Here is a 22695-nt window from a genome sequence, read left to right on the forward strand (position 1 = left end):
TCAGTCCCGTAGCCGGACCGGGATCTCCTGCCAGCCGCTCGCGATGAACGACGGCACCTGCCTGAGCTCCCCGTCCGCCTTGTGCAGCCGCAGCCCGGGGAACCGGTCGAAGAGCGCGGGCAGCGCCGTCAGCGCCTCCATCCGGGCCAGCGGCGAGCCGATGCAGCGGTGCACCCCGATGCCGAAGGCCAGATGGTCGTCCGCCGCGCGCGCCGCGTCGAACGCCTCCGCGTCCGGCCCGTACCGGACCGGGTCCACGTTGGCCGCCGCGTACGTCGTGACGATGGCGTCCCCGGCCGGGATCGTCACGTCGCCCACCTTCAGGTCGCTCACGGCGAACCGCAGCGGCAGCGTCGCGATCGACGGGTACAGCCGCAGCGTCTCGTCCACCACGCCGTCCCAGCCGATCTCGCCCCGCCGCACCGCCGCCAGCTGCTCGGGCCGGCGCAGCAGCGCCACCACCGCGTTGCCGATGAGGTTCACCGTCGTCTCGAAACCGGCGCCGATGACGAGGAGCAGCGTGTACAGCAGTTCCTCGTCGCTGAGCCGGTCGCCGCCCTCGTCGCGCACCCGGATCAGCTCGGTCGTCATGTCGTCGCCGGGGTGCTCGCTCTTGTGGGCGATGAGCGAGCCCAACACCGTGCCGATCTGCTCCTGAACGAACGCGGCGTGCTCCGGACTGGGATCGGAGGTGTCCATGATCGCCGCGATGAGCCGTCCGGTGGCCTCCCGCAACTCCTCGGGGACGCCGAAGAGTTCGCAGATGATCCGCATCGGCAGCGGATGCGCGAACTCGGCCCTCAGATCGACGACGGCGCCGTTCTCGGCGCGCTGTTCCAGTGTGTCGAGCAGCTCCGCGGTGATCGCCTCCACCCGTTCCCGCAGCGACTCGGTGCGCCGGTGGGTGAAGCTCGGCGCCACCAGCTTGCGCAGCCGGGCGTGGTCGGCGCCGTAAGTGGAGAGCATGTTGACGACGCCGACCCAGCCGAGGATCCAGCCCCACGACGGGTGCTCTCCCAGTTCCGGCCACTGGCGCCAGTGCCGCCGCGGGTCCTTGCTGACCTGCGGGTCCAGGATCAGCGCCTTGAGGGTGTCGTACTCCGTGGGCGCCCACGCGGGGATGCCGCCGGGCAGTTCGACGGGCACGATCGGGCCGAGGGCGCGCAGCCGGGCGCTCTCGGCGTGCACGTCGGCGCCGAACGGGTCGAGGACGATGCGGTCGGTCACGGTCACGAACGGACTCCTGAGGGGTCGGAAGCGGGGGAGCGGGGGCTGAAACGCACGGGAAGCGCCGTCAGCGACCGGTGGAACGGCCCCGGCCGCCAGGCGAGCCGGTCACGGGGCACGACGGGATCGAGGTCCGGCAGCCACTGGGTGAGGCGCTCGATCGCCTCGGTGACGAGCAGCAGGGTGTGCTGTCTGACCGGGCAGGCGTGCGGTCCGGCTCCCCACGACAGGTGCGAGGCGTCGCGCGGATGGCGCCCGCCGGACGCCGTCCGCCCGCCGACCGGGGCGCCGTCCGTGCCGTGGGCGAGTCCCAGCGCCCCGTACGACACCACCACCGGCACGGCGTCGCGCAGCCACACCCCGTGGAAGGCCACCGGCCTGCGCGCGTAGTAGATGCCGTAGTTCGCCAGCGGCGTCTCGTGGTGCAGCACCTCCACCACCGCGTCCATCACCGGCCGGGCGCCGCTGGTGAGCGTGGAGTAGTACGCCGGGTTGCCGAGCACCCGGGACAGCGTGTTGGAGAGCAGGTTCGCGGTCGGCTCGTACCCCGCCCCGAGGGTGAGGAACACCTGCCAGGTGACTTCCTCACGGGTCAGTCCCGCCGGGTGTTCCAGCAGCCGGCTGGGCAGGTCGTCGCCGGGTTTCTCGGCCTTGGCGGCGATGAGCTCCAGCACGTACCGGGCGAACTGCGCCTCGCCCTCGGCGGCCTGCGCGCCGCCCTCCATCATCTTGCCCAGACCCTCGTTGAGCCGATCGCCCTGGCTGTCCGGCAGCCCGAACAGGTCGTTGAGCACCAGAGCCAGCAGCGGGCGCGCGAAGTCCGCGACGAGGTCGGCCTCGCCGCGCGGGCCCATGCGCTCGGCCAGCAGCCGCACCGCCCGGTGCACCCGCCCGCGCAGGTCGTGCGGTTCCACCAGGTCGAAGACGTCGATGAGAGTGGTCCGGTAGCGCAGGTGCGCGGGTCCGTCGGAGAACAGGGCGTTGGGCCGCCACCGCATCATGCCCAGCACCGGCGCGTCGTCGGGGACGGTCGCCTCCCACGCCCGCGGGTCGTGCGAGAAGGTCTCCTGGTCGTGCAGGACGTCCAGCGCCGCCCGCCGGTCGGTGACCACGTACGCCGGAATCCCCGGCGCCAACTCTGCCCAGCCCACGGGGCCTTGGGCGCGGAGCGCGGCGTAGTAGCGCTGCGGATCCGGCGCGAAGCCGTCCTCCCACAGCCGCACGGGCGCGGAGCGGGCGAAGTCGATCCGGTCCGGGGTACGGGCGGTCACCGGGCCTCCACGGGGTCACGGCCGATCAGATGGTCCACGAGCGCGAGCAGCGCGTCGATCGAGGAGCCGGCGTCCCGGGCGTCGCAGGTGACCAGCGGTGTCGTGGGCTCCAGGTCCAGCGCCCGGCGCAGCCGCTCCTCGCTGTGGTGACGGGGGGCGTCGGGAAAGGCGTTGAAGGCGACCGCGTACGGCAGCCCGCTCTCCTCCACCAGCCCCAACACGTCGAACGAGGCGTCGAGGCGGCGGCTGTCGACGAGCACGAGCGCCCCCAGCGCGCCGTAGGCGATGTCGTCCCACAGGCTCCGGAAGCGTTCCTGACCGGGCGTGCCGAACAGGTACAGCACGACGTCGCCGGGCAGGCTGATCCGGCCGAAGTCGATGGCGACGGTGGTCGTCGCCTTGTCCCGCACCCCGTCCAGGTCGTCCACCTGCGCCGACGCCTCGGAGAGGGGCTCCTCGGTGTGCAGCGGGCGGATCTCGGAGACCGAGTCGATCAGCGTCGTCTTGCCCACTCCGAACGGCCCCGCCACCAGGATCTTCACCAGGTCGCGGGCGGCGTCGGGCAGGTGGACGGCGCCGGGTCCGCCGGCGCTAGGCGCGGTGTTTGAGGGCGCGGAGGCCATCGGCCACTCTCTTCAGCAGGTCGGGGTCGAACCGTTCGGCGGGCGGGATCGGCGCACGGGCGAGGACCAGGTCCCGGTCGACGAGACCGGCCGCCAGCACCCGCACCGCGGAGAACGGCAGTCTGAGCAGCGCCGCCGCCTCCACCACCGCCAGGGAACCGTCCTCCAGGGTTTCCAGCAGGGCGAGTTCGGCGGCGGAGAGCCCGGCGGGCAGCGGTGCGTCGGTGCGGGCGAGCACCGACAGCCGCTCCAGGTGGGGGCGGCTGGGCCGGGCCACACCGCCGGTCGACAGATACGCGGGAACCAGAGGACGGCCGGCCGGGCGTCCGGTCATGCCGGCGGGTTGTCGTCGGCTCCTCGGGACGGGGCTGCCATCGCCTTCTCGCCCAGTCGGGCCACCTGGGAGTGCACCCGGTGCGCCAGCAGGTCCAGCCGCACCTCGCCGTCGCCGTAGGCGGCCACACAGGTGCCGTGGTCGGTCGGAACGATCAGCACGTACCCGTGGTCCGACTCGATGACGATCTGCCGGACGTCGGCCGTCTCATGGTCGGCGAACGCGGCCGCCGCCGTCCGGCAGGCGCCCTGCACGGTGCTGGTGATGGCGGCCACCCGCTCGGCCGACGGCTGGGAGAGGGCGTCGGTGTATCCGGTCACGAGCCCGTCCCGGGTCAGCATGACGGCGGCCACCACGTGCGGCACCTGCAGGACCGGTTCCAGCACCCATGCCGTGTCACCCGTGTTGCGGCTGGTCATCGGGCCGCTCCCCCTTCGTCGTCGGTCTGGTCGGTCTGGTCGGCGGGCGCGTCCCCCGTGCCGCCCGCCCCGGTGTTCCCCGTGGCGGCGCGGGCCGCCGCCGTGCCGGACTGCAGTGCGCCGAGCGCCGCGGCGGCCTCCTCCGGGCTGCGCGCCGGACGACGCTGAGGCGTCCGCTCCGGCGTCCGCTCCGGCGTCGGTGCCGGCGCCGCGGACCGGGTGCGGCGTCTGCGCTGCGGCAGGCCGTCGTCCTCGTCCTGCGGCGCGTGGTGTCCCGGCGCCGGCTCCCGTTCCGGTGCACCGGTCTCGGCGCCGTACGCGTGGGAGGGGCCGGGAGGGTCGGGGAGGGCCTGGCGCGCGGTGCGTGTCGTGCGCGGGGCGCTCGCGGCCGGCGGCCGCTCGGCCGGGTCGAGGTGGCTGAGGAGGTGGGTGTCGACCCGCAGCACCGCCCGCACACCGCCGTACGGGGAGGCCGAGGAGACGTCCACGCCGAGGTCGAACTGGCGGGTCAGCCGGCCGATCGCGGCCAGTCCCATGCGGGGCGGGTCGCCGAGGTCGGTCAGCAGGATGGGCTCGTCGCCTGCCACCAGCCGCTGGGCGCGCTCGCGTTCGTCCCGGGTCATGCCGAGGCCCGCGTCGTCGACGGTGACGCACACACCGTGGTGCACGTGCTGCAGACTGACCACGACGTCGGTGTCCGGAGCGGAGTGCCGGAGGGCGTTGTCGAGCAGCTCGGCGACGATGATGGCGACCGGTTCGACGGCGTGCGAGACCAGGGCGGTGCCGGGCTCGAGGTGGTTGTGGACCTGGACCCGGTGATAGCCGGCGAGCCGGGCCTGACCGCCGGTCACCGCGTCCACCAGGTGGGACTCCTCGCGGGCCAGCCCGACCCAGGCCCCGCACACCACGGCGGTGACCTGCGCGCGCCGCAGCGACTGCTCGTTCTCGTGGTCGAGTCGGAACAGGGTCTGTGCCAACTCCGGTTCGTCGTAGCGCTGTTGCAGTCCGCGCAGCGCGTCCTGCAGGCGGTACAGGGCCGCCTGGATCTCCCGGACGGCGCCGCGCATCCCGGCCTGCGCCGCGGCGTCGACGGACGTGCGCTGGGCGGCTGTCTCGGCCTGCAGCGCCAGCACCACGTTCTCCAGGGCGATGCCCAGCGGGGTGCCGGCGGTGAGCGGCTGGAGCGGGCCCGGCACGGTGACGTGCGGATGGGCGACGCGACGGGCGGCGGCGGGCACGCGCCGGGTCGCCAGGTGCTCCACCTCCGCCGTGACCGCCTTGAGGGAGCCGTCGAGTCGGGTGCGCAGCGCGGCGATCTCCGCTCGCTGCCGGGCCTGCCGCCGCCGCGCGCGCAGCAGCCCGCCGGCCAGGGCGAGCGCGGACAGCGTGCCGGCGGTGAGGCCGCCGGCCGCCAGGTCCGGCAATTCGATCATCGATTGGGTCCAGGGGGTCGGGCGTCGTCGGTTGCGGGGCAGGCGTGCGTTCGGTGCCCGAACGGGCACTCGCAGCACAGTACACACCGTCGTTGATCGATCCCGCACCGTCGGGCGAGACTTCGCGCCAAAGCGCCCGGCATCTGTTCGCTTGTGCGTCGACTGTCGGAATTGCCGTGCGCGGCGCTGGAGTTGGCCGCATGTCCGCGGTTCTGCGGCGGTACCGCAGTGCTGCCGCGGGCCGGGTGCGGCCGGGACGCGGGCCCGCCGCCGTCCGCGCCGCCGGACGGGGGCCGCGCTCACCGGCTCCGGTGAGCGCGCGGGGCCGCACCGTGCCCGCCGGTCCCGGCGCGCGGTGGGTGGCCCCGGCCCGCCCGTATCCTGCATCCCTCATCCTTCATCGCGCGTCGTCCGCGACGGGACTAGCCGGGACGCCGCGCACCTGACGCATCAGGGCCCGCACACCGGCCTCAGGACGGCCAGTGTGCCGTTGGCCTGACGCAGTGCCAGTTCCAGGGTGGCCGGCGCGTGCAGCGCGCCGCTGCCGTCCGGTGGGACCAGCCACTCCAGGAACCGGGCGGCCCGGTAGGGCGGGGGCACCGCGACCCAGGAGCCCCGGCCGGCGTACCGCAGTCCGGACCCGATCCAGCGGCTGCCGGGGTCGGGGGGCAGGAAGAAGCCGACGCGGTGGGCGGCGGTGTCCACGAGCGTGGGACCCGGTGTGGGGCGCGAGGCCTGCCACAGCAGGTCCAGGGTGAGCAGCCCCAGCCGGTCGGGGACGCTCAGCACGTCCCAGTAACGCCCCGCTTCCAGCAGCGTGATCCCGTCGCCCTGGTCCCACTCCCGCTTGCACGACCGCGGATCCGTCGCGGCGGCGGCGAGCCACTCCACGCCGCGCATCCACATCGCATCGATCATGTCGGCATCGCATCGCTCATGTCGGCTCCGTGTGACTCCACCGGCGACCGCATGCCGCCCGGCATATGCATGCTTGTAGATATTTCTACGTGGCGGAAGGGGTGGCGGACCGTGGCGTTTCGGTGTGTTTCGTTCGAGCCCCGCGCCGCTGTTCGGCTCGGGGCTTGCGGCTGTCACGCCCGTCCGGCGCCGCCCTGCGGCACGGGCAGCCCCGCACGGCCGTGGGGCACCGGCAGCGGCTGCTCGGACTGGCGCAGCTCGGCCAGCAACTCGTTCTGCCCGGCGAGGAGTTCGGTGAGGATGCGGCGGGCGGCCCGCAGCAGTTCGGCCACGTCGCCGCCCGCCAGCGCGTAGCTGACGGTCGAGCCCTCCCGGATCGACACGACGATCCCCGACCGGCGCAGCACCGCCAGCTGCTGGGAGAGGCTGGAGGGCTCGATCTCGATCTCGGCGAGCAGGTCCCGCACGGCGACGGGCCCGTTCTGCAGCAGTTCGAGGACCCTGATCCGCACGGGGTGTCCGAGCATGCGGAAGAACTCGGCCTTCGCCTGGTAGAGGGGAACCTGCATGGTCGCTCGCTCCCTGCCGTGTTCGGTGGGGTGGATCTCGAGGGCGCGGCGGCCGCCCGGCTGTCCGTGCGCCGCCGCGCGCGACGTGCCGCGCCTCGATCCTGATGGTTGCGGGCTCCGCACACCCGTGTGATGCGCTGATCTGGATGTGTCGAGATGAAGACATCTTCAATTCGAGGGTGTGCGAAGCCGGCGGCCGTCCGCCCGTGAGGTCCGGGCGTCCGGCCGACTAGACCTCGAGCTCGGCCTCGATCCGCTTGAGCTGGTGGCGGGCCATCGCCAGGTTGGACCGTTCGCGGTCCAGCACCAGGTACATGAACAAGCCACTTCCGCCACGGCCCTTGAGCAGTCGGATGAGGTGGTACTGGTTCGCGAGGGTGATCAGGACATCCTCGATCTCGCCCTTGAGCCCCAGGTGATCCATGGTGCGCACCTTGGCGCGGATCACGTCGGTGTTGCCGGCCGCGGCGACGGTCAGGTCGAGATCCTTGCCTCCGCCGAGCGTGCCGAGTGCCATGCCGCTGGTGTAGTCCACGACGGCGACCCCCAATGCCCCCTCGATCGCCGTCATCGTCTCCTTCATCGAGATCTCCACGTTCGCCATGACGCTTCTCCTGCCGGTTGCGCGGGCCGGGCTCCTCCGGCTCCCCTGATGCACCGACCGTACGAAGGGCGTCCTCCTACCGGGTGATGTGCTCCGGGACTGGCTCAAGTGGCTTCGCAACGCGAAGGTCTCTGCACGCAATTGACCGCGAGAACGAGGCAATTGAACGGATACGCGGTGGGCGGTGGGAACGCGGGCTCGACGCTGATCGAAGGCCGGTCACGACGGCCGCCGGGCTCGGTGCTCCTTCTGCTGCGCCCGGAGGGTGGCGCGCTCGCCCGCCCGGGTGCAGGATGTACCTTCATTGACAGGAATCCTGTCGATCGAGCGACGCCGATCGGCGATTCCTCACCGCGAGAACGGGACCGACCATGCCGCTCAGCCCCCGCATCCAGGCCAGGGCCGTCCAACTGCTGCTCGGCGGGGTGATGTCCCGCGTGCACCAGGATCTGCGCTTCTCGGACGTGCCCAGGAACACGCAGACGCTCCGGGTGGAGACCGGTGCCGGTCCGGTGGCCTGCACCGTCTACCGGCCACCGGTCGTCGCCGACCCGCCGGCCCCCGTCTACGTCAACTTCCACGGCGGCGGCTTCGTCGTGGCGCGTGCGGAGCAGGACGACCATCTGTGCCGCTGCATAGCCTCCACGGCGGGCTGCGTCGTGATCAACGTGGACTACGCCGTCGCCCCGCAGCGGCCGTACCCCGCCGCCGTCACCCAGGCCTACGACGTGACCGCGTGGGTGGCCGAGAACGGCGAGGCGCACGGCTGGGACGGATCCCGGCTGGCCGTCGGCGGCCACAGCGCCGGCGCCAACCTGACCGCCGCGGTGTGCCGCACGGCCCGGGACCGCGGCGCCTTCTCACCGCGCCTGCAGATCATCGACTCCGCGCCGCTCGACATGGTCACCGACCCGGCGGCCAAGACGGCCCGTACGGCCAAGCCGCTGCTCACCCCGTGGCTCATGCGGGCATTCACCGGCGCCTACGTGCCCGATCCCGCCGATCGCGCCCACCCGCTCGTCTCGCCGGGCCTTGCCGACGACCTCGCCGGACTGCCGCCCGCCCTGGTCGTCGTCGCGGAGAACGACCGCCTCCGCGACGAGGGCGACGCCTACGCCAGGGCTCTGGAGGCCGCTGGCGTGCCCGTCACCCACCGCGTGTTCGCGGACGTCGACCACTACTTCACCCACACCGGGCCCGTGCCGGCGGCGAAGGAGGCCATCGCGCTGATGGCCGCCACGCTGCGCTCGGCACTGGCCGCCGGTTGACGCGACTGCGGCTCGTCCGGCCGCCGAGATGAGCGTCGGACCGGTCAGCGGGCGGGGCTCCGCCGGGCGGACGGCGCCGCGGTGGAGGCGCGGACGACCAGGTCGACCGGCGGGTCGCTCGCCGGCAGGGGCGGAGCGTCCGGGTTCTCGATGACGTGCACGAGACGTTTGAGGCCGTCCTGCGCCACGGCGTCGAACGGCTGCGGCACCGTGGTGAGGGGAGGCGTCACGAACGCGGCGACCGGGATGTCGTCGAAGCCGACGACGCTGATGTCCTCGGGCACCCGGACGCCGGCTTCCGCCAGTGCGCGGATCAGGCCGATCGCCATGTCGTCGTTGGCCGCGAACACCGCGGTGACGTCACCGTCCGCGGCGAGGGCGCGGCCCGCCGCGTACCCGGACGCGGCGGACCAGTCACCCTCGACCACCGGCGGCACCGTTCTGCCGTGCGCCGTCAGTGCCGTCCGCCAGCCCTCCAGCCGGTCCCGCGCGGCGTACCAGCGTTGCGGCCCAGCCAGGTGATGGACCGTCACATGCCCCAGTCCCAGCAGGTGTTCGGTGGCGATCCGGGCCATCCGGTCGGCGCCGTGGCCCGCGGTCAGCACCCCGGGGGCGACGACGGGCGAGGGTGCGCTGAGCACCAGCACGGGCACGTCGACGTGGAGGCGGCCGTCGCCGTCGGCCTCCTGCCGGCGCCGCTCGTCCACCGCGGCCGGCTGCTCCGGCCGGTCCTGCCAGTCGTCCTGCGTGTCCTCACCGTCCCGCTCGTCGATCGGTTCGGAGATGACGATGCCGTCGACGCCCTGGTCGAGGAGCGAGCCGACCGCCCCCGCGACGCCCGCGGGATCGCCTTCCACCGTGTTGACCACGCGGAGCGCGTACCCGGTGTCCCTGACGGCCCGCTCGACGCCCATGAGCAGGGAGGCGGGACCGTAGAGGGCGGTGCCCAGCGTCACCACGCCGATGGCCCGGGTCCGTCCCGAGGCCAGCGCCCGGGCGGCGTTGTTGCGCCGGTAGCCGAGTTCTTCGGCGGCCTGGAGGACGCGTCGGCGCACCTCCGCGGAGACGTACTGCTCGTCGTTGAAAACCCGCGAGACCGTCTTCTGGGAGACGCCGGCGAGGCGGGCCACGTCGACGCTCCGCGGCGTCGCGGAGGCTGCGCCTCGTCCCGTCGCCCGCTGCATGGTGTCCCCCTGTGGCCTTGGATGCGAACCGATGATGCCAGACCCGGGGCGCTGACCGGCGACGAGGTCCACCCAGGTGCGCGCCGGGACCCACGCGTACGCCGGGCGAGCCTCGGTTCCACGGCAGCGGTCCTACGGCAGCCATTTCTCCAGGGCGCCGATGAGACGGTCGAGCGCGGGCTCGTCGGCGGAGCGGTCCGTCATGATCGTGCGGCCGTCGAACTGGAGGGCGTACTGGAACTTGTCCGCGGAACCCAGGTCCGTCGTGAACGCGGGGACGTCGTCGAGCGCGGGGTCGCCGAGCAGCGTGCGCAGGTGCGTGAACTGCTCCGCGGTGGTGCGGCGCACCGCGGAGCGGCCCTTGTCGGTGGTACGGACGGTTCCGTCACCCCGGACCGTGACCTCCTGGTTCACCCCGGCGAAGCCACCACTGACGGTCATGACCACCAGTTTCTGGTCCGGGCCGGTGACGGGCACCGGCGAGGGACGCGCAGACGCGGAGGCGGTCGCGGAAGGGGAGGGGGAAGGGGAGGCCGACGGAGCAGGAGCGGACGGGGAGGGCGGGGCGGACGACGAGGCGGGGGAGGCGGTCGCCGTGACGGAGGCCGTGTGCGCCGGCTCCGCGTTGCGCCCGTCGTCCCCGGGCGAGCAGCCGACCAGGACCAGCACGCCGGCCGCGCACATCATCGCCGCACTCCGAGCGAGCACCCTGCACCCCCGCGTCCCGACAGTCGGACAGTCGTCGTAACAGAGTGCCCGGAGGGCGTCGAACGTAACCGGCGCACCCCGTACGGGGACTTCACGCGCGGGAGCCGGAAGGCGGGAGGGCGGACGAGGCGCGCGGCCCGGCCCGGCGGCGCGGCTTCGGGTCGGTCCGGCCCGGATCGGCCCGGCCCGGCTTGCGGCGGGGCCGAGGGAGCGGGCAGGGTCATGTGCCGTGCCCACCTTGCTGATCGTTCATCACACTCCCTCGCCCCACTGCCAGGCGCTGTTCGAGGCGGTGGTCGCGGGTGCGACGGCGCCCGAGATCGAGGGCGTCCGCGTCGAACGGCGGGCGGCCCTCGCCGCGACCGCCTCCGACGTCCTGGCCGCCGACGCCTTCCTGCTGGGCACCCCGGCCAACCTCGGCTACATGTCGGGGGCGCTCAAGCACTTCTTCGACCAGATCTACTACCCGTGCCTCGACGCCACCCGGGGCCGTCCCTTCGGCTACTACGTGCACGGCGGCAACGACGTGACGGGCGCGGTGCGCGGCATCGAGGCCGTCACCACGGGGCTGGGCTGGCGAAGGGCGGCCGATCCGGTCACCGTCACCGGCGAACCGGACAAGGCGGAGATGGCGGCCTGCTGGGAACTGGGCGCGACGGTGGCCGCCGGTCTGATGGCGTGACCGGCCGCGCCGGCGTCGTGCGTCAGTGACCGCCCTGCCCGGGCAGGCAGGCCCCGTCGAGGGTGCGGCCGACGACCTCGGCGGTGGCGTGACCGCTGCCGTCCACGGTTCCGTTGACGCACACCCGGCCCTCGCCGCCGCCCACGAGCACATCGTGCAACGGCTTCAGGACCTCGCCCTGGATCTCGATCTCGTCCGGCTTCAGGCCGAGCGCCGTGGCGGCGGCGGTCCGCAGAGCGTCCGCGGTGGTGCCCGAGGCCGCGAGGCTCTGCAGGACCGTGGCGAGGGCCGTCGCCGGGGGTCGGGCCTCGCGCTCCTGCTCGGCGGTGATCGGCTGCTGCTGACGGTAGGCGTGGTTCTCCGCGACCCGCTTGTCCCAGTCGGCGGAGATGCACGGCGACGGGGCGGCCCGCGTGTCCTGCGGCGGCGGGCAGAAACCCTTCGGCGAGCGTGAGGCCGAGGGCGAGGCCGCCGTGGCCGGACCGGCCGCCCGGGGATCGGCCGAGGGATCGGCGCACGCGGCCGTGAGGAAGAGCAGAGCGAGGAGAAACGGAGCGCCGACGCGGCGCCGAGTCCCTGTCCGTGTCATTCACGGATGATGGCAGGCGCCCACGGCAGGCCGGGCGGCAGGGTGGCCGGGGCGAGCGCGCGGTCAGTTCCACAGGGGGTAGGTGACGACGCGTCCGAACTGCTCCGGCCGGTCGCCCGGGTAGGTCAGGGTGATCCGGCTGTAGTGCTGAACCCGGGGGTCCTTCTTCCACGGCTGCGGCCGGTCCAGTTTGACCCTGACGGCGTACCGGTGGAAGGCGCCCGCCGCGCAGTACGGGTCGCAGTCGTTGACGACGTTCACCCCGGTGGCCCGGGCCGAGCCGGCGCCCCAGCTCTTCCAGTGCAGCGAGACCAGTCGGCTGTTGCCGTCGCCGCACGCGAGGACGAAGCTGCCTGGCCGTACCCGGGCGTGCCAGAAGCAGTCGACGAGGACCGGTGCGGCGGCCTGGCGGACCGAGGCCGCGCGGGCCGCGGGCGGTGAGGCGGCCGGCGTCGCCGCGGCCGACCCGACGGCCGCCGTGAGGCCCAGCGCCGCACAGAGCGTGACCGTTGTTCTCGTCGTGTGTCGCATCGTGGCTCCCAGCCGCCCGAACCGGGGCCCGGCTGTGTGCCGCGCCCCGGCGAGGTGCGCTGTCGACGCTACGACGGGAAGCGGAGGAGGGCCACTCGAACGGCGCAGCGGTCGCCTCGGCGCACCCGGATGCGTCGCGGCGGGACCGGCCGGCCAGGACGCGTCCGGCGAGCCGACGGGGCGCGGCGCACGGGGGCGGTCCAGGGGACGTCCGCCGGCGTCGCGCCGTGGACTTCCGTCGTACGGGCCGTTCCGCTTCCGCGGTCTGCGCTGCGGCCCTCCGTCACGATCACGACGACGTCGTCCCCGGCGCTCCGCAGCCGGGTCCGTGACCTTCGGCGAAGCCCGAGGCCGCCGCTGCCCTTCCAAGCCCACCAACTGTGACCCCACCCGCCGACGACTCCGTCGACACCTGAACTCGCAAGGTGGGGCCCGCCGTGCCGCGACACGCCGTCACCCTGCCCGCATTCATCCTTTCGGGGACGGGATGCCTGTGCCGGCGGCTGAAAATGTGCGCCGAGCAGGCCGAATCCCCAGCCGCTCATGGTCATTTCAAGCCGTTGTCTTGGCATTCCCATGACAAAACTGTGCACTCAGTGCCACGCTGCTGCCGAAGTTCACCATTCCTTCACGTCCGCATCACGCGGAGCACCTGTCACCCACCCCCCACCTCCTTCCACCCCCCAACTGTGCAGCGCTCCGGATCGGCCCCCTCCCGCCGGTCCGCCCCACCTCGGTCACCCTCACCGGCCGACCGTCGCACTGAAGGAGAACCCGTTGCCCCGGCGACACCTCCCCATCCTCGGGCGCAGACGCGCCACCGCCCTCGCCCTCTCCACCGCCGCCACCCTGCTGACCCTCGGGGTCCAGACGGGCACCGGAGTCGCCGCGCCCGCCGGGCCCGGCGCGGCCGGCATCACCGCGACGCCCCGCGCGGGCGCAGCGGCGACGCCCCTGTCGCCGGCCGGCCGAGCCTCGCTGATCAGGACCGCGCAGGCCGCGGCCGGCGTCGAGGCCCGACGGCTCGCGCTCGGAGCCCAGGAGAAGCTGCTCGTCAAGGACGTCGTCCGAGACGCCGACGGCACCACCCACACCCGCTACGAGCGCACCTACGCCGGACTTCCCGTCCTCGGCGGCGACCTGGTCGTGCACCTCGGGAGCGGCCGGACCACCGTGACCAGGGCGAGCGGGGCGACGCTCACCCTGCCCTCCCTCACCCCGAAGCTCGCCGCCTCCCAGGCCGCCGGCAAGGCTCTCGCGGCCGCGAGGAACGCCGAGGTCAAGGGCGCCGGGGCGGAACGCGCGCCACGCCTGGTCGTGTGGGCCGGTACCGCGAAGCCCGTCCTCGCCTGGGAGACGGTCGTCGAGGGCGTGCAGCAGGACGGCACCCCCAGCGAACTCCAGGTCGTGACCGACGCCACCACGGGCAAGCAGATCCTCGCCGCCGAGAAGGTCCACACCGGCACCGGCACCGGCCAGTTCAGCGGCACGGTCCCGCTCGGCACCACGCTGTCGGGATCGACGTACCAGCTCGTCGACGGCGGACGCGCGGGACACAAGACGTACGACCTGAACCAGGGCACGTCCGGCACCGGAACGCTCTTCACGGACGACAACGATGTCTGGGGCAACGGTCTGCCGTCCAACCGGCAGACGGCCGGCGTCGACGTGGCCTTCGGCGCCGCCGCGACCTGGGACTACTACAAGGACGTGTTCGGCCGCAACGGCATCCGCAACGACGGAGTCGCCGCCTACAGCCGCGCCCACTACGGCAGCAACTACGTCAACGCCTTCTGGCAGGACAGCTGCTTCTGCATGACCTACGGCGACGGGTCGGGCAACACGCACCCGCTGACCGCCCTCGACGTGGCCGCCCACGAGATGAGCCACGGCGTCACCGCAGCCACCGCCAACCTCACCTACTCGGGCGAGTCCGGCGGCCTCAACGAGGCGACCTCCGACATCTTCGCCGCGGCCGTCGAGTTCCACGCCGGTCTCGCCGCCGACCCCGGCGACTACCTCGTCGGCGAGAAGATCGACATCAACGGCGACGGCACGCCGCTGCGTTACATGGACAAACCCTCCAAGGACGGCTCCTCCCACGACAACTGGAGCTCCGCCCTCGGCGGCGTCGACGTCCACTATTCCTCGGGCCCCGCGAACCACTTCTTCTACCTGCTCTCCGAGGGCAGCGGCGCGAAGACCGTCAACGGCGTCTCCTACAACAGCCCGACCGCCGACGGCCGTCCCGTCACCGGCATCGGCATCGACAACGCCGCCGCCGTCTGGTACCGGGCTCTGACGACGTACATGACCTCGTCGACGAACTACGCCGGCGCCCGTACCGCCACCCTCCAGGCCGCGAGCGATCTGTTCGGCGCCTACAGCCCGGCCTACCTCGCCGTGGCCGACTCCTGGGCCGCCATCAACGTCGGCAGCCGGATAGCCCTCGGCGTCAACGTCGCCCCGCTCGCCGACCAGACCAGCGGCGTCGGCCAGGCGGTCAGCCTCCAGGTGGACGCCTACACCACCAACTCCGGTGCGGGTCTCACCTACGAGGCGACCGGTCTGCCCGACGGTCTGAGCATCAGCCCGAGCGGCCTCATCACCGGGACGCCCACCACCCTGGGCAGCAGCGACGTCACCGTCAAGGTCACGGACAGCACCGGCGCCTCCGTCTCGGACGACTTCACCTGGCGGATCGCGTACATCTACGCCAACGCCGACCGGGTGGACATCCCCGACAACGGCGCCGCCGTGGAGTCCCCGGTCACCATCACGGGCCGCGACGGCAACGCCTCGGCCACGACCTCGGTCTACGTCAACATCGTCCACACGTACCGCGGTGACCTGACCGTCGACCTCGTCGGCCCCAACGGCACCGTCTACTCCCTCCTCAACCGCAGCGGCGGCTCCGCCGACAACGTCGACCAGACCTTCACCGTCAACGCCTCCGGGCAGCCCCTGAACGGAACCTGGAAGCTGCGCGTCCAGGACCGTGCGTCGATCGACGTCGGATACATCCAGCGCTGGCAGCTCACCCCCTGACACCGACCGACCGTCCCACACCGCCGCCCGGGTCTTCCGAGACCCGGGCGGCGGTGCGTCCGGATCATCCCGTCGGGGACAAATGGGTGTTGACCCCGATGGCGCGGACCACCGGGGACACGTGATCGTGGAGAAGGCCCGGTGATCCGGGGCCGCCGGAGCGAGCCGAGCAACGCCCCGGCCCGTCCGCCCACGCCCGAAGGAGAGTTGCCCATCCACCCCTGCCCTACCGAGAAAGACCCATGGTTCGCGCGGTCCCTGGGGGAGGGGCGGCCGCCGAGGCCGCGCGAGTACCGCCACGCGCGGGCATGGCGGTGGCTCCTGGCCGCGGCGGCCGCCCTCGCCGTCGGCGTCGCCCCGCCCCACGGCCTCCTGCTCGCCGCCGGACTGGTCCTCGCGGGCCTGGCCGCCCAGCTCTTCGACCCCCACCTGCATTCGCCGGGGCACCGGACCCCGCGGCACCGGACCCCGCGCCGGTGAGAACCACGTCCGATTCCTCAGCGCCCCCAGGCGGTGCAGCCCGACGGGCCGTCGACGAGCTCGAAACAGACCCGCGCCTCGGACGCCCGGTCGATACCGGTCATGAGGGTGTACTGGTAGTGGCCCGGCACGGCGACCTGCCGCGACTGCCGCCGTCCGTCGGCGGTGACGACCCGGATCCGGTCTCCGTCGCGCGGACCCACGATGCGGCCCCAGGCCGCCCGGCAGGCCGGACTGACGCGCAACTCGACCGTACGCCCGGCGACTTCCCGCTGCGCCCGGGTTCCCGCGTCGGTCCAGCAGTCGGTGTCCTGCTGTTCGGGGTCACGGTTCGTGCAGGCCTCGCCGCTGCACGGCCCGGTGCTGGGCGACGCCGCCTCGCTCCGGTGTCCGACGCCGTACGTCCAGGCCGTCCACGCCCCCACGCCCAGCGCGCCGGCCAGCGCGGCCACCGCCGCGGCGAGCACGGCGGCCCTTCTGCGCCGGGCCGGCCCGAACGGCCCGGCGGGCCGGCGGGGCGCCGCGTCCCCCTGCTCCCTGCCCGGGGTGTCCGCCGCCCCGGCGCCCGGGTTCCCGGCACCGCGTACGTCGTGTGCGTCGCGTCCGCTCCAGGCACGGTCGGCGAGCAGCCACAGCGCCAGCAGCCGAGCCGGATCGGCGCCGCTCAGTTTCGCCAGCGCCTCCACCGCGTCCCGGGGCGGCAGGGTCTTGCCGTTGAGATAGCGCTCCCAGGACGACTTGCTGTAGGCCGTCCGCGCCGCGAGTGTGGCAAAGCTCAGCCCGGTGCTCTCCCTGGCCTCCCGCAGCCGTTCGACAAGGTGACGGACCTCGGGCGCGGACGCTCGTGACGAGCCGTCCGGACGTGGCCGGGCGCCCTCAGCCACCCGGCTTCCTGAGCTCGCGCCAGGTCATCGGACCCACGATCCCGTCGGCGTCTAGTCCGCGGGACCGCTGGAACCCCTGCACCGCCGCCCGGGTGTTGGGGCCGAACGACCCGTCGATCCCCTTCGGGTCGAAGCCGTGCCGCCGGACCAGGCACTGCACCTCGGCCACCGCCTCGACCGTGGCGCCGACGCCGTACTGGTCGGTGAGCGTGGTGCTGTGACCGGCGTAGAGACGACCGTCGAGCACCGTGAAGTGACAGGGGAAGGTCTTGGCGGAGTACGAGGAGGTCGGCACGTGCGTGACCGCGGCCTCGGCCTCCCGGGACTCCGGCTGGGCCGACGACGTCCAGGACCAGGCGGCGCACAGGATTCCGGCCGCCACCACGACGACGGCCGCCACCATCGGTCTGCGTCCGCGCAGACCACGGCGTGTACGCAACGGCCCGTGCGTGGAGGCCGTTTGGTCCGATGCCGATGCCGATGCCGATGCCGATGCCGACTGGGGCTGTCCCAGTGCCTGCGCCTGTGGAGCTTGCGGCCCGGCGGGTGCGGATGAGGCCACTTCCCAGAGCGCCGTCAGGCCGATCAGGTCGCCGCCGCACACCTGGGCCATCTTCTCGACGGCATGCCGGGGCGGGGTCGCCTTGCCGTTGAGATAGCGCTCCCAGGACGACCTGCTGTACGACGTCCTGCTCGCCAGCGCGGCCAGGCTCAGCCCGCTGTGGTCCTTCACCTGGCGTAACTGCACGACGAGTCGCCGGACCTGCGGGTCTAGCCCCTCGGGCAGCGCCTTCCATCGGGACATACCCCACCCTTTTCGCGTACGCCGTCCTGTGCGGTCTCCGGAGCGGCTCCAGCGTACGGAGAGACGACCGGACCCTCCGCACGGGTTGCCCCTTTCACATCCACGACTCCTTCACGTCGCGGACGTGTCCGCCGTCCGTGCGGCATCCGGGCGGATCGGCGTCGTGATCTGCCCGCCGCGTCCCGGCAGGCCCTGGAACGCGTCCTGTTGAGCCCGCGTGAGCGCGGTCTCACCCCCGCCCGGGCGGCGGGACGATGCCGCCCGCGACGTGGGCCAGCGGTGTGCCGCGAGCCCACAACAGGAGACGGGGGCCGTCGATGAGGCAGGTGCGCCCGTCACGTGAGGCCCACACCTCGTCCCGGTGGGTGAAGGCCCCCCGGTGCACCACGAGCCGCAGCGGGGGACCGGACGCACCGCGCCGGCGCAGCCGCACGCGACAGGAGCAGGCCGTCTCCTCGTCGGGCAACGGCTCGGCGACGGGTCGGAACGCCACGTCGAGCAGCCGCCCCCGGCCGTCGCGGGCGGCGAGATGAGGAGTGTCATGGCGTGGCGGCGGCAGTACCCGCCAGCCGTCGCGGCGCAGCATCCGGGCCACGGCCAGCACCAGCGCCGGCATGTCCAGCTCCGCCAGTTCCTGCGCGGTGTAGTAACCGTTCCGCCGCCGGGCCGGCCGGCGGGAGCGGCGGTGTACGGCGACGGCCGCCGCCGCGAGCGGCAGGAGCGCCGTTGCGCTGACCGCCCAGCCGAAAGCGCGGGAGAGCAGCGCGAGTCCGGTGAGACAGGCGCAGGGGACGGCGACCGCGACGGCGAGAACGGGCAGTACCTCGCGCAGTCGAGGCCCGTAGCGTCCCGACGCGCGGAGTTCGCGCACCGTCCGACGGCGCCGGGTGCGCGCGGACTCGCCGGCCCCGGCTCGCTCCCACCTGTGTGCCATCAGGGTCGGCCCCCCACCCCCGCACGGCTCTGTGTAGATGCTGCATACCCCTCTCGTCGGCAATTGCGCCCGTACGCCGCTTTTCCGCCAGCTCCTTGGCCGAAGTGCGTCAGGCGGGGGGACCGTGGCCGGCCGCCCGGCTTCGCCGCGCCCGTCCGGTGGGGCGTTGTCAGTGGTGGATGCCAGGCTGTCGGTCATGGACGAGGCTGAGTTCTTGCGGGGCCGGGTGTACGGCGCCGACCACGACGACGCGGGCCCCCGCCCGGGCCGCGCCTACGCACAGCTGGTGGGCGGTCCTCTGGACGGGCTGCTGCTGGACGTCACGGACCGGCCCGATCATGACCTGCGCGAGGTGGCGCTCACCACGGAGATCGGGCGCTACGGACCGGGTGGCCGTGCCCTGTACGGGCGGCGCGGCGCAGACGGTCGCCGTTTCGACTGGCGGGGCGACGCCCCGGCCGCCGACTGAGCGGAGCGCGCCGACGGGGCCTGCGGTCGATCCTCCCGCCGCGTCGACAGGTTCTCGTCGGTCGGTCCTCGACGGTCCTCGCGGCCCGGACGAGAGGAGGGATGGCTTCCGTCGCGGGAGGGTGATCAAATGTGCGAATGTCCACAGGTTCCACTTCCGCCCCTCACGTCACCGCCGCACCGCCGGCGGTCCGTCATGGCTGGCACAAGCTCTTCATCGCCCTCATCGTCCTGGGGCGCGTCGCCCGTGTCCCGACCGCGATGGCCGCGACGACCGGGGAGACTCCGTCGGGCTGGTGGCTCGTGGTGTGGGAGGTGCTGGCGCTCGGCCTGGCCGCCTACGCGGTCAGCGAGTGGGAGATCCTCAAGTCCACCGCCTGGCGGATGCGCGTGTCGCAGTGGATCTGGATGGTCCTGTTCCATATCGGCCTCACGGGCTTCCTGAGCTCCCTGTTCGTCCAGTGGTGGTTCTGAGGCAGGTTCCGGGGGGCCTGTCCGCGATCGGCTGACAGGTTTTTTGTTCGATCGTACGAACATGGCTTCGATGGGGTTACTTCTGCGACCTGCGCTTGATAGGAAACTTTCCTGTCAGTTGCAACGCCGAGTCACCCCACCCCCCACTCCTCACCTGGAGCCACTGTGGTGCACCTATCGCGGCCTCTCGACGGCCTCGCCCCCACCTCCCGCCGCTTCTTCCTCGCGCTCGCCGGAGCGTTGGCGGCCGCCCCCCTCCTCGACGCCCGAGGCGCGGCGGCGGCCCCCGCGGCCCGGGGCCTCGACGACCCGGCGAAGAAGGAGATCGCCATGAAGCTGGTGTCGAGCGCGGAGAACTCCTCGCTCGACTGGAAGGCCCAGTACAAGTACATCGAGGACATCGGCGACGGCCGCGGCTACACCGCCGGCATCATCGGGTTCTGCTCCGGCACCGGCGACATGCTCGACCTCGTGGAGCTCTACGCCGCCCGCAAACCCGGCAACGTCCTCGCGAAGTACCTGCCGGCCCTGCGCACCGTGAACGGCACCGACTCGCACGCCGGGCTCGACCCGAACTACCCGAAGGACTGGCGCAAGGCCGCACAGGACGCCGCCTTCCAGCAGGCCCAGAACGACGAACGAGACCGGGTCTACTTCGACCCGGCCGTCCGCCAGGGCAGAACGGACGGCCTGCGTGCCCTCGGCCAGTTCGCCTACTACGACGCCATCGTCATGCACGGCGACGGCGGCGATTCCACCAGCTTCCGCAACATCCGCAAGCGTGCGCTGAGCAAGGCGAAGCCGCCGGCCCAGGGCGGCGACGAGACGACGTACCTCAACGCCTTCCTCGACGCCCGTGTCTGGGCCATGAAACAGGAGGAGGCGCACAGCGACACCAGCCGCGTCGACACCGCTCAGCGCGTCTTCCTCCGCAAGGGCAACCTCGACCTCGAGCCGCCCCTGGACTGGAAGGTGTACGGCGACAGCTACCACCTCGGCTGACCCGGACCGCGTCACCACGACCCGTCGGTGACGCCGACGGTCGCCGCGTCACGGTCGGGCGCCGGGCGGTACCCGGCCGTGACGCGGGGTGGGCGCACTCGTGCCCCGACGGTCGCCGTCCGGACTGTTCTCAGCCGGGCGGCGACCACACGTCCACCACGCGGAACCCCGTGCGGCCCAGGGCCAGGACCCCGTCGGTCAGCGGGGTGCAGCGCACGCCGCCCTTGCCGCGCAGCGCACGCTGGGCGCCGGGGCCGACGGTGACGTCCATCCACGCGCAGGGCCGCGCCGGCCGGTTCACGGCGAAGGCGAGGGGTCCGGTCGCCCCGTCCAGCACGATCGTCGAGCCGACGCACGAGTCGACGTCCACGCCGCGCAGGAGGATGTTCCGGCGGGTCTGCAGCAGACCGACGGCCGGGGCGATGTGCCGGGGGAGGTTCTCGGCGGACATGACGGTCACCGACGCGTCCCGGTGGGCCGGGCGGCCGAAGTAGCGGTCGCCGACCAGGCCCAGGCCGCGGCGCACCTCGACCTGCGGCACCCGCTCGTCGGCCGGACCCATTGAAGGCCCGTCGGCCGGACGCCCCGCCAACCGGTGCGAGGCGGACACCAGCAGCTCCACCACCTCGACCTGCACCACCTCGGCCTGCATCACCTCGACGTCCACCACCTCGACCTCCTTCATGGGCCCAGCCTAGGCCCGGCGGCGCCGACGGCCGCGGCGGGCGGACACGGTGGAGGGACATGGTGGGCACGGCGACGGCCGGTGCGTCCGTGAGGGTGCGCACCGGCCGCGGCCGCAGCGGGCGGGGTCAGGGGCGCAGCGGGAGCGTGGCGCAGTCGGACGTGGCGGGCTTGCCGTCGAGCCGGTCCGTCAGCCAGGAGATCGCCTCGCCCTGGTCGACGAGCAACGGCGTGAAGTGGTTGATCAGTGCGCGGCCGAGACCCGGCAGGATCACCGGCTTGTAGGTGACAGAGGCGCCCTTGGCGCACCAGGCCACGGCGAGGGCGCGTGCCTGCGCGTGCGGCACCAGGTCGTCGGCGGTGCCGGTAGCCACCCGCACCGGGGACGCCGGTGTGCGGGCGCCGATGCGCTGGTCGGCCAGGAACGCCCGGAGCCTCGGCTCCGACTCGACGACGGCGCTGAGGGAACGCCCGTCGGTGGTCCAGGCGTTGCTGCGCGCCGAGTTGTAGGCGAGCAGGGCGTCGCCGACGCACATCGTCGACAGGTCCTTGAGCGCGGCCCGGCCCGCGTCGTTCAGGTGCGCCCGGGCGATCGGCTCGAGCTCGGGGTCGGACTGCAGGAAGCCGTTGACCGACCAGCCCAGCGCGCCGGCCAGGTCACTGCCGTCGATGGCCTTGGTGACGGCGACCAGATCGGCGGGCGGCGCGCCGCTGTAGGTTCCGGCGAGGGTGACGTCCGGGGCGTAGGACGGCTGGAGTTCGGCGGCGGCGGCCGTGGCCCCGCCGCCCTGGCTGTAGCCGTACAGCGCCACCCGGGAGCCGGCCGCCGGCGAGGCGCCGGGGAGCGCGCGGGCGGCGCGGACGGCGTCGAGGACGGCGTGTGCCTCGTCGACCCGGTTGACGTACGTGTGCAGCCGGTCCGTGGCGCCGAGGCCGGTGTAGTCGGTGACGACTACGGCGATGCCGCGGGCGAGGAGGCGGTATATCGCCAGGTTCTCGTAACCGACGGACAGCGTCTGCCCGTTGACCAGGAGCGGGCGTTCGAGGCCGAGCGACGCGGCGCACTGGTCGCCCTGGCCCATGGTGCCGGGGGCCACCGCGACCAGCGGTCGTGGTCCCTCGCCCTTCCAGCGGGCGGACGGCTCGATGTAGGCGCCGGTGACCGCCGTGGGCCGGCCGGCGGAGTCGGTGGACTTGTACATGAGGCGGGTCGCGGCGCCCGGCAGCGGTCCGTCGATCCCCGGCAGGCTCAGCGCCAGGGGGAGCGGTTCGGAGCGGATCAGTGCGCCGTCGGCCGCCGGAAGCGCGGCGGGCGGGGTGTAGAAGGCGGGGATCGTGACGCCGCGGGAGACCACGGCCTCGGGCTCGGAAGCGGCGTCGGCCGGTACTGCGGTGACGCCGAGGCAGGCGGCAGCGGTGACGGCCGCGGCCAGCAGGCGGGTGGGGGCGGGCATGGCGGACCTCCGGGAAGTGGGAGGCCGAGCCTTCGTCTGCGGCTCGGACGGAGGACGGCCCGGTGGGGTGCGGGCCGTGACGACCGAGCGGCCCGGAGCCGC

26 protein-coding genes are annotated in these 22695 nt (G+C 73.3%); 8 read left to right on the top strand and 18 right to left on the bottom strand.

Annotated elements, in window-relative coordinates:
- The 9 genes from OHS82_RS39590 to OHS82_RS39630 all read right to left on the bottom strand — a co-directional run bounded on the left by OHS82_RS39590 (position 1) and on the right by OHS82_RS39630 (position 7398).
- Positions 1-1233 carry a cytochrome P450 family protein gene (locus tag OHS82_RS39590; RefSeq protein ID WP_328435619.1) on the bottom strand — a complete coding sequence of 411 codons (1233 nt, stop codon included), beginning with the start codon at positions 1231-1233 and terminating at the stop codon, positions 1-3.
- Positions 1230-2498: a cytochrome P450 gene (locus OHS82_RS39595; RefSeq protein ID WP_057581154.1), complete on the bottom strand. Its 1269-nt coding sequence runs from the start codon at positions 2496-2498 to the stop codon at positions 1230-1232. The genes OHS82_RS39590 and OHS82_RS39595 overlap by 4 nt, the downstream gene beginning before the upstream one ends.
- Positions 2495-3121 (bottom strand): GTP-binding protein, encoded by a 627-nt coding sequence (locus tag OHS82_RS39600; protein WP_057581153.1) that lies wholly within the window; start codon positions 3119-3121, stop codon positions 2495-2497. The genes OHS82_RS39595 and OHS82_RS39600 overlap by 4 nt, the downstream gene beginning before the upstream one ends.
- Positions 3090-3455, bottom strand: a complete 366-nt coding sequence (locus tag OHS82_RS39605; protein WP_057581152.1) for a DUF742 domain-containing protein — start codon at positions 3453-3455, stop codon at positions 3090-3092. Before OHS82_RS39605 ends, OHS82_RS39600 begins: the two co-directional genes overlap by 32 nt.
- Entirely contained in the window at positions 3452-3874 is a 423-nt protein-coding gene (locus tag OHS82_RS39610) for a roadblock/LC7 domain-containing protein (protein ID WP_057581151.1), read from the bottom strand. Before OHS82_RS39610 ends, OHS82_RS39605 begins: the two co-directional genes overlap by 4 nt.
- Positions 3871-5307 (bottom strand): ATP-binding protein, encoded by a 1437-nt coding sequence (locus tag OHS82_RS39615; protein WP_328435620.1) that lies wholly within the window; start codon positions 5305-5307, stop codon positions 3871-3873. Before OHS82_RS39615 ends, OHS82_RS39610 begins: the two co-directional genes overlap by 4 nt.
- A gap of 450 nt (positions 5308-5757) precedes the next feature.
- Positions 5758-6225 carry a hypothetical protein gene (locus tag OHS82_RS39620; RefSeq protein WP_057581149.1) on the bottom strand — a complete coding sequence of 156 codons (468 nt, stop codon included), beginning with the start codon at positions 6223-6225 and terminating at the stop codon, positions 5758-5760.
- Between the two features lie 173 nt (positions 6226-6398).
- Positions 6399-6794 carry an ArsR/SmtB family transcription factor gene (locus tag OHS82_RS39625; RefSeq protein ID WP_057581148.1) on the bottom strand — a complete coding sequence of 132 codons (396 nt, stop codon included), beginning with the start codon at positions 6792-6794 and terminating at the stop codon, positions 6399-6401.
- Positions 6795-7023: 229 nt separating this feature from the next.
- Entirely contained in the window at positions 7024-7398 is a 375-nt protein-coding gene (locus tag OHS82_RS39630; protein ID WP_057581147.1) for a hypothetical protein, read from the bottom strand.
- Positions 7399-7769: 371 nt separating this feature from the next.
- On the opposite strand from OHS82_RS39630, the gene OHS82_RS39635 reads away from it, so the two are divergent.
- Entirely contained in the window at positions 7770-8666 is an 897-nt protein-coding gene (locus OHS82_RS39635; RefSeq protein ID WP_328435621.1) for an alpha/beta hydrolase, read from the top strand.
- 44 nt (positions 8667-8710) lie between these two features.
- On the opposite strand, the gene OHS82_RS39640 is transcribed toward OHS82_RS39635, so the two are convergent.
- Both OHS82_RS39640 and OHS82_RS39645 read right to left on the bottom strand, forming a co-directional pair.
- The gene (locus tag OHS82_RS39640; RefSeq protein ID WP_328435622.1) at positions 8711-9850 is read right to left on the bottom strand and encodes a LacI family DNA-binding transcriptional regulator; all 1140 of its coding nucleotides are present in this window, start codon (positions 9848-9850) and stop codon (positions 8711-8713) included.
- Positions 9851-9982: 132 nt separating this feature from the next.
- A complete protein-coding gene (locus OHS82_RS39645) occupies positions 9983-10291 on the bottom strand; it encodes a hypothetical protein (protein ID WP_242433259.1) in 309 nt (102 codons plus the stop codon).
- Here OHS82_RS39645 and OHS82_RS39650 point away from each other — a divergent pair.
- The gene (locus tag OHS82_RS39650) at positions 10290-10598 is read left to right on the top strand and encodes a hypothetical protein (RefSeq protein WP_242433258.1); all 309 of its coding nucleotides are present in this window, start codon (positions 10290-10292) and stop codon (positions 10596-10598) included. The genes OHS82_RS39645 and OHS82_RS39650 overlap by 2 nt on opposite strands.
- Before the next feature lie 189 nt (positions 10599-10787).
- Positions 10788-11240 (top strand): flavodoxin family protein, encoded by a 453-nt coding sequence (locus tag OHS82_RS39655; protein WP_057581143.1) that lies wholly within the window; start codon positions 10788-10790, stop codon positions 11238-11240.
- Between the two features lie 22 nt (positions 11241-11262).
- On the opposite strand, the gene OHS82_RS39660 is transcribed toward OHS82_RS39655, so the two are convergent.
- Positions 11263-11829: a precorrin-3B C(17)-methyltransferase gene (locus OHS82_RS39660; RefSeq protein WP_328435623.1), complete on the bottom strand. Its 567-nt coding sequence runs from the start codon at positions 11827-11829 to the stop codon at positions 11263-11265.
- Positions 11830-11892: 63 nt separating this feature from the next.
- Entirely contained in the window at positions 11893-12360 is a 468-nt protein-coding gene (locus OHS82_RS39665) for a hypothetical protein (RefSeq protein ID WP_328435624.1), read from the bottom strand.
- Between the two features lie 777 nt (positions 12361-13137).
- Between OHS82_RS39665 and OHS82_RS39670 the strand changes: the two genes are divergently transcribed.
- Positions 13138-15408, top strand: coding sequence for a M4 family metallopeptidase (locus tag OHS82_RS39670; RefSeq protein ID WP_328435625.1), 2271 nt, complete (start codon positions 13138-13140; stop codon positions 15406-15408).
- Positions 15409-15615: 207 nt separating this feature from the next.
- Positions 15616-15888: a hypothetical protein gene (locus OHS82_RS39675; protein ID WP_328435626.1), complete on the top strand. Its 273-nt coding sequence runs from the start codon at positions 15616-15618 to the stop codon at positions 15886-15888.
- A 17-nt stretch (positions 15889-15905) separates the two neighbouring features.
- Here the strand turns inward: OHS82_RS39675 and OHS82_RS39680 are convergent, their stop codons facing one another.
- From OHS82_RS39680 to OHS82_RS39690, 3 genes are all read right to left on the bottom strand, one after another.
- Positions 15906-16772, bottom strand: coding sequence for a helix-turn-helix domain-containing protein (locus OHS82_RS39680; protein ID WP_057581139.1), 867 nt, complete (start codon positions 16770-16772; stop codon positions 15906-15908).
- The gene (locus tag OHS82_RS39685) at positions 16765-17577 is read right to left on the bottom strand and encodes a peptidoglycan-binding protein (protein WP_328435627.1); all 813 of its coding nucleotides are present in this window, start codon (positions 17575-17577) and stop codon (positions 16765-16767) included. The genes OHS82_RS39680 and OHS82_RS39685 overlap by 8 nt, the downstream gene beginning before the upstream one ends.
- A 229-nt stretch (positions 17578-17806) precedes the next feature.
- Positions 17807-18511, bottom strand: coding sequence for a hypothetical protein (locus OHS82_RS39690; protein WP_057581137.1), 705 nt, complete (start codon positions 18509-18511; stop codon positions 17807-17809).
- A 196-nt stretch (positions 18512-18707) separates the two neighbouring features.
- On the opposite strand from OHS82_RS39690, the gene OHS82_RS39695 reads away from it, so the two are divergent.
- The 3 genes from OHS82_RS39695 to OHS82_RS39705 all read left to right on the top strand — a co-directional run bounded on the left by OHS82_RS39695 (position 18708) and on the right by OHS82_RS39705 (position 20455).
- Positions 18708-18980, top strand: a complete 273-nt coding sequence (locus tag OHS82_RS39695) for a hypothetical protein (protein WP_057581136.1) — start codon at positions 18708-18710, stop codon at positions 18978-18980.
- Between the two features lie 137 nt (positions 18981-19117).
- Positions 19118-19453 carry a hypothetical protein gene (locus OHS82_RS39700; protein WP_057581135.1) on the top strand — a complete coding sequence of 112 codons (336 nt, stop codon included), beginning with the start codon at positions 19118-19120 and terminating at the stop codon, positions 19451-19453.
- A gap of 165 nt (positions 19454-19618) precedes the next feature.
- Entirely contained in the window at positions 19619-20455 is an 837-nt protein-coding gene (locus OHS82_RS39705) for a chitosanase (protein WP_057581134.1), read from the top strand.
- A 130-nt stretch (positions 20456-20585) separates the two neighbouring features.
- Here OHS82_RS39705 and OHS82_RS39710 read toward each other — a convergent pair whose 3' ends face one another.
- On the bottom strand, positions 20586-21140 hold the full coding sequence (locus OHS82_RS39710) for a molybdenum cofactor biosysynthesis protein (RefSeq protein ID WP_328435628.1): 555 nt from the start codon (positions 21138-21140) through the stop codon (positions 20586-20588).
- Between the two features lie 127 nt (positions 21141-21267).
- On the bottom strand, positions 21268-22593 hold the full coding sequence (locus tag OHS82_RS39715) for an alpha/beta fold hydrolase (RefSeq protein ID WP_057581133.1): 1326 nt from the start codon (positions 22591-22593) through the stop codon (positions 21268-21270).
- Positions 22594-22695: the final 102 nt, after the last annotated feature.

Origin of the sequence: Streptomyces sp. NBC_00425, from assembly GCF_036030735.1 — a bacterium.
Lineage (GTDB): Bacteria > Actinomycetota > Actinomycetes > Streptomycetales > Streptomycetaceae > Streptomyces.